The 14738-nt window shown below is 72.8% G+C and carries 13 protein-coding genes and 2 pseudogenes; 9 read left to right on the top strand and 6 right to left on the bottom strand.

Features of this window, described 5'->3' with window-relative positions:
- Positions 1–27: 27 nt before the first annotated feature.
- The 4 genes and pseudogenes from ACFYOH_RS23425 to ACFYOH_RS23410 all read left to right on the top strand — a co-directional run.
- A complete protein-coding gene (locus ACFYOH_RS23425) occupies positions 28–1044 on the top strand; it encodes an asparaginase (protein ID WP_388628550.1) in 1017 nt (338 codons plus the stop codon).
- A gap of 144 nt (positions 1045–1188) precedes the next feature.
- On the top strand, positions 1189–2601 hold the full coding sequence (aspA, locus tag ACFYOH_RS23420) for an aspartate ammonia-lyase (RefSeq protein ID WP_388628548.1): 1413 nt from the start codon (positions 1189–1191) through the stop codon (positions 2599–2601).
- Between the two features lie 64 nt (positions 2602–2665).
- The gene (locus ACFYOH_RS23415) at positions 2666–3604 is read left to right on the top strand and encodes a glutaminase (protein ID WP_388628545.1); all 939 of its coding nucleotides are present in this window, start codon (positions 2666–2668) and stop codon (positions 3602–3604) included.
- 14 nt (positions 3605–3618) lie between these two features.
- Positions 3619–3744, top strand: a pseudogene (locus ACFYOH_RS23410) (glutaminase); the annotation flags it as partial.
- Positions 3745–3758: 14 nt separating this feature from the next.
- Here ACFYOH_RS23410 and ACFYOH_RS23405 read toward each other — a convergent pair.
- Positions 3759–3890 carry a hypothetical protein gene (locus tag ACFYOH_RS23405; RefSeq protein ID WP_388628543.1) on the bottom strand — a complete coding sequence of 44 codons (132 nt, stop codon included), beginning with the start codon at positions 3888–3890 and terminating at the stop codon, positions 3759–3761.
- A gap of 287 nt (positions 3891–4177) precedes the next feature.
- Between ACFYOH_RS23405 and mptB the strand changes: the two genes are divergently transcribed.
- Both mptB and ACFYOH_RS23395 read left to right on the top strand, forming a co-directional pair.
- Positions 4178–5581 (top strand): polyprenol phosphomannose-dependent alpha 1,6 mannosyltransferase MptB, encoded by a 1404-nt coding sequence (gene mptB, locus ACFYOH_RS23400; protein WP_388628540.1) that lies wholly within the window; start codon positions 4178–4180, stop codon positions 5579–5581.
- A complete protein-coding gene (locus tag ACFYOH_RS23395; RefSeq protein ID WP_388628538.1) occupies positions 5578–6978 on the top strand; it encodes a glycosyltransferase 87 family protein in 1401 nt (466 codons plus the stop codon). The genes mptB and ACFYOH_RS23395 overlap by 4 nt, the downstream gene beginning before the upstream one ends.
- 59 nt (positions 6979–7037) lie before the next feature.
- Here the strand turns inward: ACFYOH_RS23395 and ACFYOH_RS23390 are convergent.
- Positions 7038–7733 (bottom strand): annotated as a pseudogene (locus ACFYOH_RS23390) (D-alanyl-D-alanine carboxypeptidase family protein); the annotation flags it as partial.
- A gap of 238 nt (positions 7734–7971) precedes the next feature.
- A complete protein-coding gene (gene rho / locus ACFYOH_RS23385) occupies positions 7972–9120 on the bottom strand; it encodes a transcription termination factor Rho (protein ID WP_388628536.1) in 1149 nt (382 codons plus the stop codon).
- Positions 9121–9484: 364 nt separating this feature from the next.
- On the opposite strand from rho, the gene ACFYOH_RS23380 reads away from it, so the two are divergent.
- Positions 9485–10750: a cytochrome P450 gene (locus ACFYOH_RS23380; protein WP_388628534.1), complete on the top strand. Its 1266-nt coding sequence runs from the start codon at positions 9485–9487 to the stop codon at positions 10748–10750.
- 136 nt (positions 10751–10886) lie between these two features.
- Here the strand turns inward: ACFYOH_RS23380 and ACFYOH_RS23375 are convergent, their stop codons facing one another.
- Positions 10887–11285 (bottom strand): nuclear transport factor 2 family protein, encoded by a 399-nt coding sequence (locus tag ACFYOH_RS23375; RefSeq protein WP_388628531.1) that lies wholly within the window; start codon positions 11283–11285, stop codon positions 10887–10889.
- Positions 11286–11364: 79 nt separating this feature from the next.
- Between ACFYOH_RS23375 and ACFYOH_RS23370 the strand changes: the two genes are divergently transcribed.
- Together ACFYOH_RS23370 and ACFYOH_RS23365 are read left to right on the top strand one after the other, a co-directional pair.
- Positions 11365–11928 carry a PadR family transcriptional regulator gene (locus tag ACFYOH_RS23370; RefSeq protein ID WP_388628528.1) on the top strand — a complete coding sequence of 188 codons (564 nt, stop codon included), beginning with the start codon at positions 11365–11367 and terminating at the stop codon, positions 11926–11928.
- Between the two features lie 4 nt (positions 11929–11932).
- Positions 11933–12685 carry a class I SAM-dependent methyltransferase gene (locus tag ACFYOH_RS23365; protein WP_388628525.1) on the top strand — a complete coding sequence of 251 codons (753 nt, stop codon included), beginning with the start codon at positions 11933–11935 and terminating at the stop codon, positions 12683–12685.
- On the opposite strand, the gene ACFYOH_RS23360 is transcribed toward ACFYOH_RS23365, so the two are convergent.
- Entirely contained in the window at positions 12655–13398 is a 744-nt protein-coding gene (locus ACFYOH_RS23360; RefSeq protein ID WP_388628522.1) for a GntR family transcriptional regulator, read from the bottom strand. The two genes, ACFYOH_RS23365 and ACFYOH_RS23360, sit on opposite strands and share 31 nt — an antisense overlap.
- A gap of 130 nt (positions 13399–13528) precedes the next feature.
- On the bottom strand, positions 13529–14695 hold the full coding sequence (locus ACFYOH_RS23355) for a serine hydrolase domain-containing protein (RefSeq protein ID WP_388628519.1): 1167 nt from the start codon (positions 14693–14695) through the stop codon (positions 13529–13531).
- Positions 14696–14738 lie beyond the last annotated feature (43 nt).

The following is a 14738-nucleotide window of genomic DNA, read 5'->3' as shown; positions in this document are numbered from 1 at the left end:
CGTCCCAACCCATCGATGCAGGCAGTGATGTACAGCAGTTCCCCCGCAGACGCACCCCTCGTCCGCGAACCACTCCACGCCCCGGTCGCCCACCTCATCCGCGGTGGAGTCGTCGAGGGCATCCACCACGGCTCCGTCGTCGTCCTCGGCGCCGACGGCCGGGTGGAGTTCCAACTCGGCGACATCGAGGCCGCCTTCTACCCGCGCTCGGCCGTCAAGCCCCTCCAGGCCGTGGCCATGCTGCGGGCCGGGCTGCCGCTGGACGGCGAACTGCTGTCGCTGGCCGCCGCCAGCCACTCCGGCGAGGACCGCCACCTGGCCGGCACCCGGCGCATCCTCGAACTCGCCGGGCTCACCGAGGACGACCTGCGCAACGTCCCCGACATGCCGTTCGACCCGGTCGTCCGGGACTCCTGGGTGCGCGAGGGCCGCATGCCCTCCCGGCTCGCCCAGAACTGCTCCGGCAAGCACGCGGCCATGCTGTGGACCGCCAAGCTCAACGGCTGGTCCCTGGGTGACTACCTCGACCCGGAGCACCCGCTCCAGCAGGCGATCCAGGAGATCGTCGAGGACCTGACCGGCCAGCGGGTCGCCCGGGTCACCGTGGACGGCTGCGGCGCGCCGCTCTTCGCCATCTCCCTGCACGGCCTCGCCCGCGCCCTGTCCCGGATCACCTCGGCCGCCCCCGGCACGCCCGAGGCCCGCGTCGCCGACGCGATGCGCACGCACGCCGAGATGGCCTCCGGCTCGGGGCGCGATGTCGCCGCGCTCATGCGGGCCGTGCCGGGGTTGCTCGCCAAGGACGGGTTCGAGGGCGTTCAGGTCGCTGCCCTGCCGGATGGCCGTGCCATCGCCGTGAAGATCGCCGACGGGGCGAATCGGGCGCGGATCCCGGTCGCGGCGGCGGCGCTCGCTCGCGCGGGCGTGGATCCCGAGTTGCTGACCGAGTTCGCCGGAGAGCCGTTGCTCGGGGGCGGGGAGCCGGTGGGCTGCGTGCGGGCTGTGCGTGCGCTGGATCCGGTTCCGTTCACTGCCTGCGCGTAGCCCTCGGCTGGATCGGCCGTCCTGCAGCCGCGGGTCCGTTGTGGTTGATCGCGCCCGCGCGACGGAGCCGCATATCGAGCACCGCCCCGCGCCCCTTTCGGGGGCGCCTTCACTTCCGTACCTCAGAAAGAGGACCGTACCCTCATGACCGCCGCCACCACGCGCAGTGAGCACGATCTGCTCGGCGACCGCGACGTACCCGCCGACGCCTACTGGGGTGTGCACACCCTGCGCGCGACGGAGAACTTCCCCATCACCGGCACCCCGATCTCCGCCTACCCGCATCTGATCGACGCCCTGGCCGCCGTCAAGGAGGCCGCCGCCCTCGCCAACGAGGAACTCGGCCTGCTGGCGCCGGAGAAGGCGCGCGCGATCGTGGCCGCCTGCCAGGAGATCCGGACGGGCAAGCTGCACGACCAGTTCGTCGTCGACGTCATCCAGGGCGGCGCCGGCACGTCCACCAACATGAACGCCAACGAGGTCGTGGCCAACCGGGCGCTGGAGCTGCTCGGTCACGCCAAGGGCGAGTACATGTATCTGCACCCCAATGAGGACGTCAACCTCGGTCAGTCCACCAATGACGTCTACCCGACCGCCGTCAGGACAGCGACGGTGTTCGCGGTCCGTGGACTGCTCAAGGCGATGGCCGTACTGCAGGACGCCTTCGCCCGCAAGGCCGTTGAGTTCCGTGACGTGCTCAAGATGGGCCGTACACAGTTGCAGGACGCCGTGCCGATGACGCTCGGTCAGGAGTTCTCCGCATTCGCCGTCATGATCGAGGAGGACCGCAGTCGTCTCGCCGAGGCCGTCGAGTTGATCCATGAGATCAACCTCGGTGCCACGGCGATCGGTACGGGCCTCAACGCCCCGGCCGGCTACGCCGAGGCCGCCCGCCGGCACCTGGCCGACATCACCGGGCTGCCGCTGGTCACCGCCGCCAACCTGGTCGAGGCCACCCAGGACTGCGGTGCCTTCGTGCAGATGTCCGGCGTGCTGAAGCGGATCGCGGTCAAGCTCTCCAAGACCTGCAACGACCTGCGGCTGCTGTCCTCCGGTCCGCGCGCGGGTCTCGGTGAGATCAACCTGCCGCCGGTGCAGGCCGGTTCGTCCATCATGCCGGGCAAGGTCAATCCGGTGATCCCCGAGGTGGTCAACCAGGTCGCCTTCGAGGTGATCGGCAACGACGTCGCCATCACCATGGCCGCCGAGGCCGGACAGCTCCAGCTCAACGCCTTCGAGCCGATCATCCTGCACTCCCTGTCGGAGTCCATCACGCACCTGCAGAGCGCCTGCCTCACCCTGGCCGAGCGCTGCGTGTCCGGCATCACCGCCAACACCGGCCGGCTGCGCGCCGCCGTGGAGAACTCCATCGGCCTGGTCACCGCCCTCAACCCGCACATCGGGTACACGGCCGCCACCGAGATCGCCAAGGAGGCGCTCGTCAGCGGCCGGGGCGTGGCCGAACTCGTCCTGGAGAAGGGCCTCCTGCCGGCCGAGCGGCTCGCCGAGCTGCTGTGCCCCGAGGTCGTCGCGGGCAGCGGGGCACCTGCCACCTGACCTGCGGTTACGGGCAGATATCAACCCGTACGCGAATGGGCTCCAGGGCCGGTCCGGAGGCACAATGGTGATCATGACAACGACGTCGTCCCTCACCTTCCTGCCGGTCCTGGAGCGCATCGCCGAGGAGATCGAGCGCACACCCGGCCGCGGCCGGGCCGCCGACTACATCCCGGCCCTCGCCGCCTGCGATCCCCGCCGCTTCGGCATGGCCGTCGCCGAGCTGGACGGCACGGTGTACGGGGTGGGGGACTGGCGCGAGCCGTTCTCCACGCAGTCCATCACCAAGGTCTTCACCCTGGCCCTGGACCTGGCCCGCGAGGGCGACGAACTCTGGGAGCACGTGGGCCGTGAGCCCTCCGGCAACCCCTTCAATTCCCTGGTCCAGCTGGAGTACGAGAACGGCATCCCGCGGAATCCTTTCATCAACGCGGGCGCCCTCGTCGTCACCGACCGCCTCCAGACCCGTACCGGTGACGCGGCCGGCGAGCTGCTCACCTTTCTGCGCACCGAGAGCGGCAACGCCACCCTGGACTTCGACAAGGAGGTCGCCGCCTCCGAGACCACCCACGGCGACCGCAACGCCGCCCTCGCGCATTTCATGGCGTCCTACGGCAACATCGACAACGACGTGCCGACCCTGCTCGACCAGTACTTCCGGCAGTGCTCGATCACCGCCTCCTGCGCCGACCTCGCCCTCGCCACCGGCTTCCTCGCCCGGCACGGCATCCGCGCCGACGGCGGCCGGCTGCTCACCCGCAGCCAGGCCAAGCAGGTCAACGCCGTGATGCTGACCTGCGGGACGTACGACGCGGCCGGGGACTTCGCCTACCGTGTGGGCCTGCCCGGCAAGAGCGGCGTCGGCGGCGGGATCATCGCCGTCGTACCGGGCCGGTGCACGCTGTGCGTGTGGAGCCCGGGCCTGGACGAGCGCGGCAACTCGGTGGCCGGAGTGGCGGCCCTCGACCGGTTCACCACGCTGACCGGGCTCTCGGTGTTCTGACCGGCCCGCACGCTGCCGTCGTACCGGGCCGGTGCACGCTGTGCGTGTGGAGCCCGGGCCTGGACGAGCGCGGCAACTCGGTGGCCGGAGTGGCGGCCCTCGACCGGTTCACCACGCTGACCGGGCTCTCGGTGTTCTGACCGGCCCGCACGCTTCAGTCCAGGAACTCGTGCAGCAGCGGCAGGGCCGTGCGGCGCATGAGCGCCAGACGGGTGGTGCCGGGCAGCACCGCCGGCCGGGCGTCGGGGATCGGTTCGCGGATCTCGGCCGCATGCTCGATCCGCACGAAGTGCTCCGCTGGAGGTGCCGCGATCCTCCATCCGTCGCCTGCCGCACCGTCGTGGCTGGCCGCGCAGTTCCCCGCGCCCCTTCAGGGCGCGACGAGCGAGCCGTGTGTTCAGGCGAGGGTGGGCAGGAGGGCGCCGAAGGACAGGCCGATGGTGCGCAGAAGTGGCCTCCCGTACGCCCGGAAGTCATCCTTTCTCACACGCCGGTCACGTGCGGGCCGCCCGCAGGTGAGAGGAGCGTCGCCTTCCGGCCACCCGGCGTTGACACGCTGAGCCAGTGTTGGCCATGGCATTCCCCGTCGATCTCCGCAGCTGCCAGGTGCTCGGGCTGGCCGGTACCGCCTTTCTCGCGCTCGGCGGTGAGACGGCCGGTGCCCTGCCCGTGCAGGATCTGCTGGCCCCCGCCTCGGTGCAGGCGGCACTCGGCCTGGTCGGGGTGTACTTCGGTGTCGTCCTGCTGATAGCGGCATGGGTGCTCCTCGGCCGTCTGGTGCGCGGGCCCCAGCCGCCCACCCCGCGCGCCCTGCTGCTGGTGCTCGCCGTATGGACGGCACCGCTGCTGCTGGCACCGCCGTTGTTCAGCCGGGACGTGTACAGCTACCTCGCGCAGGGCGCCATGGTCGACCACCACATGGACGTCTACACCCAGGGCCCGGCCCAGCTCGGCGGCCCGCTCGCCGACGAGGTGGCCCCGATGTGGCAGCACACCGGCGCCCCCTACGGCCCCGCTTTCATGGCCCTGGCCTCCGCGCTGTCCGGGCTGACCCGCGGACAGTTGCCGGCCGGCCTGCTCGGCATGCGCCTGGTCGCCCTGCTCGGCGTGGCCCTGATGGCCGTGGCGCTGCCCCGCCTCGCCCGGCACAGCGGCGCCGACCCGGCCGCCGCCCTCTGGCTCGGCGCCCTCAACCCGCTGGTCCTGCTGCACCTGGTGGCGGGCGCCCACAACGACGCCCTGATGCTCGGTCTGCTGGGGCTCGGCCTGGTCGCCGCGCGCGGGGAACGGCCGGCTGGCGGAGTCCTCGGGGCCGTCCTCGTCACCCTGGCCGCCCTGGTCAAGGCGCCGGCCGCGCTCGGCCTGCTGGCGGTCGTGGCCCTCCAGGTCCGCTCCGGCCGCGGCCCGCTGCCAGCCGTCCTGACCGCGGCGGCCGCCTCCGCCGTGACGACGGTCGCCGCCACGGCCGTCGCCGGCACCGGCTATGGCTGGATCGGCGCCCTGGCCACCCCCGTCTCCCCGCACAACTGGGCCCTGACCAGCCTGCTCGGCCGCGCCACCGGTGCCCTGCTGGAGCACCTCGGCAGCAGCCTGGCCCCGCTGGCCGTACCGGCCTGGCATCTGCTCGGCCTCGCCGCCACCGCCGTCGCCGTGGCGCTGATATGGCTACGGCTGCGCGTCAGACCGGTGTACGCCCTCGGGCTCAGCCTGCTGACGGTCGCCGTGTTCGGCCCGGCGATCCGCCCCTGGTACATGCTGTGGGGCCTGTTCCTCATCGCCGCCGCGGCGCCCAGCACCTCGGTACGGCACCGGGTCGCGGCCCTGGCCGGCGTCCTCGCCCTCGCCGTACTGCCCAGCGGCGGTCCGGCCGACCCCGGGCAACTCGTGCTCGCCGTCTCCGGCGGGGTGCTCGGCGTGGTCGTCCTGTGGCAGGCCCAGCAGGCGGCCCAGGCCCCGGCTCCGGGACGCATGGCGTGAGGGGGCCGCGTACGACCAGGGGCCGTCTGGCGCTGGTCCTCGTCCTCGGCGCCGCGGTCACCGTCTTCACGGCGACCGTGCCGCTGCTGCGCGACTTCTTCGACCTGCGCGTCTACTACGGCACCGTGCACACCTGGGCGCACCACGGCGGGCGGATCTACGACTACCAGGTGCCGGGCACCACGTACGGCTTCACCTATCCGCCGTTCGCCGCGGTCGCCATGCTGCCGCTGGCGCTGCTGGACCGTGACTCGGCGATCGTGGCGTCCCTGCTGGTCAACCTGGCCGCGCTGGCGGTGATCCTGCGCATCCTGGCCGGCCCGGACTGGCGGCGGCACGGGTGGTACCGCTGGTCGCTGTGCCTTTGCCTGCTCGCGCTGTTCGAGCCGCTGCGGGACACCTTCAGCTTCGGCCAGGTCAATCTGGTGCTGCTCGCCCTCGTCCTGGGGGACTGTCTGCTCCTGGCGACCGGCCGGGAGCGCTGGGCCGGCGCCGGGATCGGCCTCGCCGCCGCAGTGAAGCTCACGCCCGCCCTGTTCATCGGTCTGCTGCTGCTCGCGGGGCGGCGCCGGGCGGCCGGAGCCGCGACGGCGGTCGCCCTCGCGGCGACCGCGCTGGCCGCCTGGGCCGATCCGCGGGCGTCCCGCTACTACTGGACCGAGGCGCTGTGGGACACCAGCCGGGTGGGCCGGCTCGACTATGTGTCGAACCAGTCGCTCCAGGGAGTGCTGGCCCGCCTCGGCGAGCCGGGCCGCCCGCTGTGGGCGACGGCGGTCCTGCTGACCCTGTGCGTCTGGGCGTGGCGGACCCGTCAGGCGGTGCGGGCCGGTGACTGGACGGCCGCCTTCGCACTCACCGGGGCGGCGGCCTGCCTGGTCAGCCCCATCACCTGGGTGCACCACCTGGTGTGGCTGCTGCCGTCGTTCGCCGTGCTGCTGCGCGCCGGGCACCCGCGGATCGCGGGCGCCCTGTACGCGGTGCTGTGCACGAGCGTGGTGTGGCTGTGGTTCGACGACGCCTCCGGCATCGGCGGCTTCCTCGGCAGCAACACCTACACCTGGATCACGCTGGGGCTGCTCCTCGGCCTGCCGACGTGTCAGTCGCGCGGGGTGCGCTTGCTCCTGGCCCGCACCGCCGCCACCGCGACGGCCCGCAGCGCCACCACCGCGGCGCCGGCGACGAGACCCGCGAGCCCCGCGACGACGGCGGGGCCGGGCCAGCCCGAGTCCGCTGCGTGCGACGCGGCAGGGGCCACCGGTTTGGCCTTCGACACCGGCCGCGAGGTGACGCGCAGCCCGTCCAGCGAGCCGACCGGGTCCACCCGGCCGGCCGCCGCGAAGCCCCAGTCGAGCAGCTCGCGCGCCTCCTGGTACACCGCCAGTCCGCCGCCCTCCTGAGGGTTCATCACGGTCACCACCAGCGTGCGGCTGCCATGGCGGGCGGCGGCCACCAGGGTGTTGCCCGCCTTGGTGGTGTAGCCGTTCTTGATGCCGATGAGGCCGGGATACTTCTTCACGCCGCTCTGGCCGGTCAGCAGCCGGTTGGTGTTCCTGATGCCGTACGTCGCGCCGTCACCGGGGAAGTCCGCCTCGGCGGTGGAGCAGTACCGGGCGAAGTCGGGATTGCGCAGGCCCTCCCGGCCGAAGACCGCGAGGTCGTAGGCGGAGGACACCTGGCCGTCGGCGTCGTAGCCGTCGGGGGAGACGACATGGGTGTCCACGGCGCCGAGCGAGCGTGCCTTGGTCTGCATCTCGGCGGCCGTGGCCTCCCAGCCGCCGTTCAGCGAGGCGAGCACGTGCACGGCGTCGTTGCCGGAGTGGAGGAAGACCCCGCGCCAGAGGTCGGACACCCGGTAGGTGAGTCCCTCCTTGACGCCGACCATGCTGCTGCCCGCGCCGATGTCGGCCAGCTCCGTGTTGCGCACGGTGTGCCGCATGTCGGCGGGCAGGGCGGGCAGCACCGTGAGGGCGAACAGGGTCTTCAGGGTGCTCGCGGGCGGCAGCTTGCGGTGCGCGTCGCTCGCGGCCAGCACCGCCCCGCTGCCGGCGTCGGCCACCACCCAGGACAGCGCCGACACGTCCGGCAGCTCGGGCGCGTCCTGGTGCGGCCGGACCAGGACGCCGGAGCGGTAGAGCTGGTTGGGGCCGGGCATCGCCGCCCGGGGCGCGGGCGGAGCGGGTTCCCCGGTACGGGGCCCGGCGAAGGCGGTGGCCGGGGTGAGTGCCAGCACGCCCGCCACGCAGAGGGCACAGGCCGACGAGGCCACCCGATGAGAAAGTCCGGTGATCATATGATCAACGTACGAATGGGTTCGCCGTCTCTCGCGCTGGAAGGGCCGTTCGGCCCACGCGAGCAACCCGGACGCGGCATCCCTGCCTTCTGCGCAGGGCTCAGCCGGTGGGCAGGGTCGGCCGGATCTGTCGCAGGAACGCGGCGTTGTCGGGCGTGGAGCGCAGCCGCTCCAGGAGGGTCTCCAGACCGGACGGAGCGCCCTCGCGGGAGCGCAGGACGCGGCGCAGACCGTGGACGGCCGTCAATTCGGCCGGACTGAGGAGGAGTTCCTCGCGGCGGGTGCCGGTGGCGTCGAGGTCCACGGCGGGGAAGAGACGCCGGGCGGCGGCTTCCCGGTCCAGGCGCAGCTCCATGTTGCCCGTGCTCTTCAGCTCCTCGAAGTAGTAGCCGTCGGCGCGGGAGCCGGTGTCCACCAGGACGGTGGCGAGGATGGTCAGCGAGCCGCCCTCCTCGGCCTGGCGGGCGGCACCGAAGAACCGCTTGGGGCCGAGTAGCGCGCCCGCGTCGACACCGCCGCTCAGGGTGCGGCCACCGGCGGCGGAGGCGTTGTTGTGCGCCCGGCACAGCCGGGTCAGGGAGTCCAGCAGGATCACGACGTCCTCGCCGGCCTCCACCAGGCGCTTGGCCCGCTCGACGACGAGCTCGGCGAGGGCGATGTGCTCCTTGGGCGTCCGGTCGAAGGTGGAGGCGTACACCTCGCCGCGCACCGAGCGGCGCATCTCGGTGACCTCCTCGGGGCGCTCGTCCAGCAGCAGGACGATCAGCCGGCACTCGGGGTGGTTGCCGGCCACGGCGGCAGCGAGCTGCTGGAGCAGCACCGTCTTGCCGCTCTTCGGCGGGGCCACGACGAGTCCGCGCTGGCCCTTGCCGACCGGCGCGAAGAGATCGGTGACGCGCCCGGCCAGTCCGGACGCGGGGTGTTCGAGGCGGATGCGCTCGTGCGGGTGGAGCGGGGTGAGGTCGCGGAAGTGACGCCGGCCGCGCAGGTCCGCGGGGTCGTGTCCGTCGACGCGGGTGACCTCGGTCAGCGCGCGGCGGTCGCCCCGGACGCCTTCGACGAGGTCGCCCCTGCGCAGCCCATGGCGCCGGATCAGGCCCGGCGGGACCTGAGGATCGGCGGGGGAGGCCAGCAGGTGCGGTGCCCGCAGGTGCCCCTTCCCCTGCGCGTCGATGTCGAGGACACCGGTGACGAGCCGGGCGGCCGGGGCCGGCTCGACCACGGGAGGGTGTTCGAGTGTGGTGGTCATGGCGGGAGGTCCTTTCACGGACGGGAGAAGAGAGCTGGGAAGGGGGGGAGTGGCCGCGAGCGGGAGGGCTTGACAGCTGCCTCCGGGCGGCGGGAACGGCACCTCGGGTGTGGCGGAATCGCCCTGGTCACGAGGTGGTGCAGAGAAGAAGCCCGGGCCGGTCGGAAGCCTCGGCCGAGGGGCTGGTGGAGAGAACAGCGGCACCGGTGTCCGTACGACGCGACACGCACATGCACTGATCGCACTATACCCGTGCGCTCGGTTCGGTCAACATGATGCCGTCCGCGCCTATTCCCATCCCGAGCCAACCGGCTCCTCCGCCGAGCCGCCCTGCTATTCCGCCCGACCGTCAGGAGAAGAACCCGTGGAGACCTCTGCCGCCCGGCCCCCGCACCGACTCGACCCCGCAGGCGGCTGCCCGCACACCGTCAACGCACGGCTGCTGGCCGGCGGTGCCGTGGCCCCGGTGGAACTGCCCGGCGGGATCGAGGGGATGGCCGTACTCGGGCACGATGCACTGAGGGAGTTCCTCCAGCATCCGGAAGTCGCCAAGAACGCACGTCACTTCACGGATCTGCGAGAGGGCCGGATCCCCGCGGGCTGGCCGCTGCTCACGTTCGCCACCGTGCAGGGCATGACCACCGCCGACGGGGAGGACCACCGGCGGCTGCGGTCCCTGGTCGGGCACGCCTTCACGCCCCGCCGGGTGGAGCAACTACGGCCGAGGATCGAGCAGTTGACCGCCTCCCTGCTGGACGACCTGGCGCGGGCCGCGCAGGCCGCGGACGGCGTCGCCGACCTGCGGCGGCACTTCGCCCTGCCCCTGCCCCTGGCGGTCATCTGCGAACTTCTAGGTGTGGAGGCCGAGTTCCGTGACCGGCTGCACCACCTCAGCAGCCAGGTCGTGGCCACCGGCATCGAGCCCGCCGAGGCCATCGCCGCGAACCGCGAACTCGTCGCCGTCCTGGGTGAGATCGCGGCGACGAAGGCCGCGGCGCCCGCCGACGACCTCACCAGCGCGCTCATCGCCGCGCGCGACGAGGGCGGCGACCGGCTCGGCGACCAGGAGCTGATCGGCACGCTCCTGCTGATGATCGTCGCCGGGCACGAGACCACGCTCAACCTGATCACCAACGCCGTACGCGCCCTGTGCGCCCACCGCGACCAACTCGACCTCGTGCGCGCGGGCCGGGCGAGCTGGGCCGACGTGGTCGAGGAGACCCTGCGCTGGGACGCGCCGGTCAGCTACTTCCCGTTCCGCTACCCGGTGCGCGACCTGACCGTCGACGACACGCTCATACCCGCCGGCACCCCCGTGCTCGCCGGCTACTCCGCCGCCGGCCGCGACCCCGCCGCGCACGGCCCCGACGCCGACCGCTTCGACGTCACCCGTCCCGCCCGGCCCGGCGCCGTACGCCATCTCTCGCTCGGGCACGGCGCGCACTACTGCCTGGGCGCGCCGCTCGCCCGACTGGAGGCCTGCATCGCGCTGGAGCGGCTCTTCACCCGCTTCCCCCACCTCGAACTCGCCGCGGCCGAAGGCGACCTGGTCCCGCACGCCGGTTTCGTCGGCAACAGCGTGCGCACCCTGCCGGTCCGGCTCACACCCGGCGCATCTCCCGGAGTCTGAGCCGCACACCGGCCATACGAACCCGCCCTTTCTGTGGGGCCGTCAGGTCATGGAAACGGCGGTTACGACAGCAGCGGTTCCCGCTTCGCCACGCTCGCCGTCGGGGCGGCTCAAGGGCTGACGCGTTCGTGGGTGCTCACACCGACCGTGCCTCCGCCTCCTTCGCGATCTCGTCGAACCGCGCGCCCATGGCCTCGGCGAGGGCGTGCGCCCCGGACAGCGGACGGACCATGACCATGAGCTCGTCGATCAGGCCGTCCTCGTTCACATGGAGGAAGTCGCAGCCGGTCAGCTCGCGGTCGCCCACCCGGGCGGTGAAGACCAGCGCATGGTCGGAGGAGGCCGGGTCGCCGATCTCCCGGACGTACCGGAAGTCCTCGAAGACCTGGGACACCGCGCGCAGGATCGCCGCGGTGATCGCCTTGCCCGGATACGGCTTGAAGACGACGGGGCTGGTGAAGACGACGTCCTCGGCCAGCAACGCCTCGACGGCATCGATGTCGCCGGCCTCGACCGCGGCGCGGAACGCGTGCATCGGGTCACCTCGCAGAGTGACTAGTCAATTAATTGAATAGGTGCGGATGAGATTAATCAACGACTGCTAGCCTGTCCATATGTCGCTCAAGTACGCCGTCCTGGCCGCCCTGCTGGAGGGCGAGGCCTCGGGCTACGAGCTGTCGAAGTCGTTCGACGTCTCGCTCGCGAACTTCTGGCCCGCCACCCCGCAGCAGCTCTACCGGGAGCTGGAGCGCCTGGCGCAGGACGGGCTCGTCCAGGCCCGGACGGTGCAGCAGGAGCGGCGGCCGAACAAGCGGATGTTCACGCTCACCGAGTCCGGCCGGGCGGAGCTGGACGCCTTCGCCGCCGAGCCCCCCAAACGGCCCACGGCCATCCGCGACGAACTCCTCATCAAGATCCAGGCGATGGACGGCGCCGACCCCGAGGTCACCCGCGCCCTGATCGAGGAGCGCATGGGCTGGGCACGGGGAAAGCTCGACCGCTACCGGCGGGTGCAGCGCCGCCTCCTCGACGGCCGGACCGAGGACGAGTACCTCCGTGGCGCCGACCGCGTCGGCCCCTACCTCACCCTCATGGCCGGGATCGGCTTCGAGGAGGAGAACCTGCGCTGGTGCGAGCGGGTTCTCGCGGTCCTGGCCGAGCGCGTGGCCCTAGGCTGAGGAGATGTTCGGTCCCCAAGGCCCCAGCCTGCGTGAACTCGCCGTGCAGGCACTGTCGTCCGTCGAGCACGGCTACGACCTGCTCGCCCCGAAGTTCGACCACACGCCCTTCCGGACACCCGACGACGTCCTGGAGTCCGTGGCGAAGGCGCTCACCCCGCTCGGCCCGTTCGAGGACGGGCTCGACCTGTGCTGCGGCACGGGCGCGGGTGCGGAGGTCCTCACCGGGCTGTGCCGGCGGAGCATCACCGGAGTCGACTTCAGCGCGGGCATGCTCGATGTCGCCCGGCGCCGGGTGCGGCCCGCCGGCGGGGCCGAGGTCGCCTGGGTGCGCGGCGACGCCCGGGCCCTGCCGTTCGCGGCGGCCTTCGACCTCGTGGTCTCCTTCGGGGCCTTCGGTCACTTCCTGCCGCGTGAACTGCCGGGGCTGTTCACCCAGGTCCACTCCGTCCTGCGGCCGGGCGGCCGGTTCGCCTTCCCGGTGCTCGCCCCGCCCCGTCCGACGCAGGCCGGCTACTGGATGCTGCTCGCCTTCGACGCGGTGATGCGGGTGCGCAACGCGCTGTGGCGGCCGCCGTTCGTCATGTACTACCGGGCCTTCCGGCTCAGTGGCGTGCTCACGGAGTTGGGGCGTGCCGGGTTCACCGTCGAGCTGCACGCCCTGCCCGAGTTCGGGCGGCGCGGCGACGGCAGCCCACGGGCCCGGCTGGTGGTGGCCAGGCGGGCTCAGCCGGCCGCGGGCAGCGTGAACTCGTAGACCAGCGCGTCCCGTTCGGCGTCCACCACCAGATCCGTGATCTCCAGCGGCCGGGCGTACTGGTCGTGCACCCGCCGGGTCACCCGTACCGACGCGGCGCCGTCGACCTGGGTGATGGAATCGCGGTGGTGCAGCGACAGGCCGGCCTTGCGCATCCAGTCGTAGGCCCGGCGCAGCTGCGCGGAGGTGGTGCCGTCGGCCCGGCCCCGATAGCGGGCCAGCTCCGCGACCTCGGTCAGCGCCACCGCCGAGAACGACGTCACCGCCGTCCGCAACGCCCGGCCGTCCGGCGTGGCCGACCGGTAGCGGTGCACCAGCGTCGGCCGCTGCGGCGCCAGGCCCAGCTCCCGCGCGTGCTCCTCCGGCGGCGCCTCCCAGGTCACCGTGGCCCGGTCGACCGCGGACGGGTCCGCCGAGTGGGCGCCCAGCGGGAAGGCCGGAGTCCCCGGCGCCGCGACCGGCCGGGCGGGCAGCGTGGCATGGCTGCCCCGCCGGTCGGTGGCGACGGCACCGCTGCGCCGCAGCACCTCCAGCGCCTGCCGGACGGTCTCCCGGCTGACCTGGAAATACGCGGCCAAGTGCCGTTCGCCCGGCAGTCGTTCGCCCGGCGGAATGGTGCCGGCGCGCAGTTCGTCGAGGAGCAGCGCCGCGATCCGCCCGTACAGGGGCCGGTCGTCGCACTGCGCGGGTTCGTGCGGGGTGGTGCGGGCCATGCCGCGCCCTCCTGTGGTGACAAGACGTAGTCGTGCGGGCTCGTTGCGCGACCACAAATAGCATTGGTCTAAACCACGAGGGAAGAGCGGTCTGCCGGTTCGGCCGAAACCCGCCCGCGCGATCACGTCGTCACAGTGCGCTGTACAGGGCGTCGATCAGCGCCATCTTCCGTGGGTCGTCGGCGATGCGCGGCCCCATCCGGTTCATCACGTACCCCAGGGACACGCCCGCCTCCGGATCGGCGAGCCCGCACGAGCCGCCGAACCCGTCATGACCGAAAGCCCGTGGATTCGGGCCGTACGACCCGTTCGGCCCGCTCAACCACAGACCGAGCCCGACCTCGGTCTCGCCCTCGAAGCCCGCGCCCAGCACCAGATCGCGGCAGCTTCCCTGGCCCTCGCGCACCCGCTCCGCCGCCTCCGGCGACAGGACGCGCCGCCCGCCGTGCGAGCCGCGCCCGGCGAAGACGCCGTACAGCGCAGCGACGGCGCGTGCGGTGCCGTGCCCGTTCGCCGCGGGGATCTCCGCCGCCCGCCACTCGGGCGTGTTCGCCTCCGCCGCGCCGACCACCGGATTGGCCAGCGCCGCCAGCACGGCGGGCGCCAACTGGCCGAAGACAGCCGCCTGTTCACTGCGGGAGGCGGCCGGTGGAGGTACCAGCTCGGCCGCCCGGCCCGCCTCCTTCGCCGGCAGCCCGACCGTGAAGTCGATGCCGAGCGGCCCGGTCACCTCGCGCGCCAGGAAGGCCCCCGGCCGCAGCCCCGAGATCCGCCGGACGACCTCGCCGACCAGAAAGCCGTACGTGAGCGCGTGATAGCCGGAGCGGGTGCCCGGCTCCCACCACGGCTCGGTCGCCGCCAGCCGGGCGGTCGTCAGCTCCCAGTCGTACAGGTCCGCCAGGGAGTGCGGCTCGCGCAGGCCGGACAGCCCGGCGCGGTGCGACAGCAGATGCCGGACGAGCACCTTCTCCTTCCCCGCCGCTGCGAATTCCGGCCAGTACGCGGCCACGGGCGCGTCGAGGTCGAGCAGCCCCCGGTCGGCGAGCAGGTGTGCGCACAGGGCCACCGGGCCCTTGGTGGTGGACCACACGTTGACCAGCGTGTCCCGTTCCCACGGGCGGGTACCGGCCGTGTCCGCCCAGCCGCCCCAGAGGTCCACCACCGTGGTGCCGTCGACGGTCACCGCCACCGCGGCGCCCAGTTCGCCCCGCTCCCGGAAGTTGTCCTCGAACGCCTCCCGCACCGCCGCGAATGGCGCGTCGCAGTGGCCGTGGACCTGTGTCTCGTGCGCGGACATGGGACCTCCGTCGTCGCCGGAAACCCGGGCCGCGACGCTGCGA

The sequence above is a fragment of the Streptomyces sp. NPDC007856 genome, assembly GCF_042868225.1.
GTDB lineage: Bacteria > Actinomycetota > Actinomycetes > Streptomycetales > Streptomycetaceae > Streptomyces.
Note: the sequence above shows the minus strand (reverse complement) of the source record. Positions and strands in the feature narration are given on the sequence as shown.

Bases quoted from the DNA above. Each gene is read 5' to 3' on its own strand.
- ACFYOH_RS23425 (WP_388628550.1), top strand. From the start codon at position 28: ATGTACAGCAGTTCCCCCGCAGACGCACCCCTCGTCCGCGAACCACTC.
- aspA (WP_388628548.1), top strand. From the start codon at position 1,189: ATGACCGCCGCCACCACGCGCAGTGAGCACGATCTGCTCGGCGACCGC.
- ACFYOH_RS23415 (WP_388628545.1), top strand. From the start codon at position 2,666: ATGGTGATCATGACAACGACGTCGTCCCTCACCTTCCTGCCGGTCCTG.
- mptB (WP_388628540.1), top strand. From the start codon at position 4,178: ATGGCATTCCCCGTCGATCTCCGCAGCTGCCAGGTGCTCGGGCTGGCC.
- rho (WP_388628536.1), bottom strand. From the start codon at position 9,120: ATGACCACCACACTCGAACACCCTCCCGTGGTCGAGCCGGCCCCGGCC.
- ACFYOH_RS23375 (WP_388628531.1), bottom strand. From the start codon at position 11,285: ATGCACGCGTTCCGCGCCGCGGTCGAGGCCGGCGACATCGATGCCGTC.
- ACFYOH_RS23370 (WP_388628528.1), top strand. From the start codon at position 11,365: ATGTCGCTCAAGTACGCCGTCCTGGCCGCCCTGCTGGAGGGCGAGGCC.
- ACFYOH_RS23365 (WP_388628525.1), top strand. From the start codon at position 11,933: ATGTTCGGTCCCCAAGGCCCCAGCCTGCGTGAACTCGCCGTGCAGGCA.
- ACFYOH_RS23360 (WP_388628522.1), bottom strand. From the start codon at position 13,398: ATGGCCCGCACCACCCCGCACGAACCCGCGCAGTGCGACGACCGGCCC.
- ACFYOH_RS23355 (WP_388628519.1), bottom strand. From the start codon at position 14,695: ATGTCCGCGCACGAGACACAGGTCCACGGCCACTGCGACGCGCCATTC.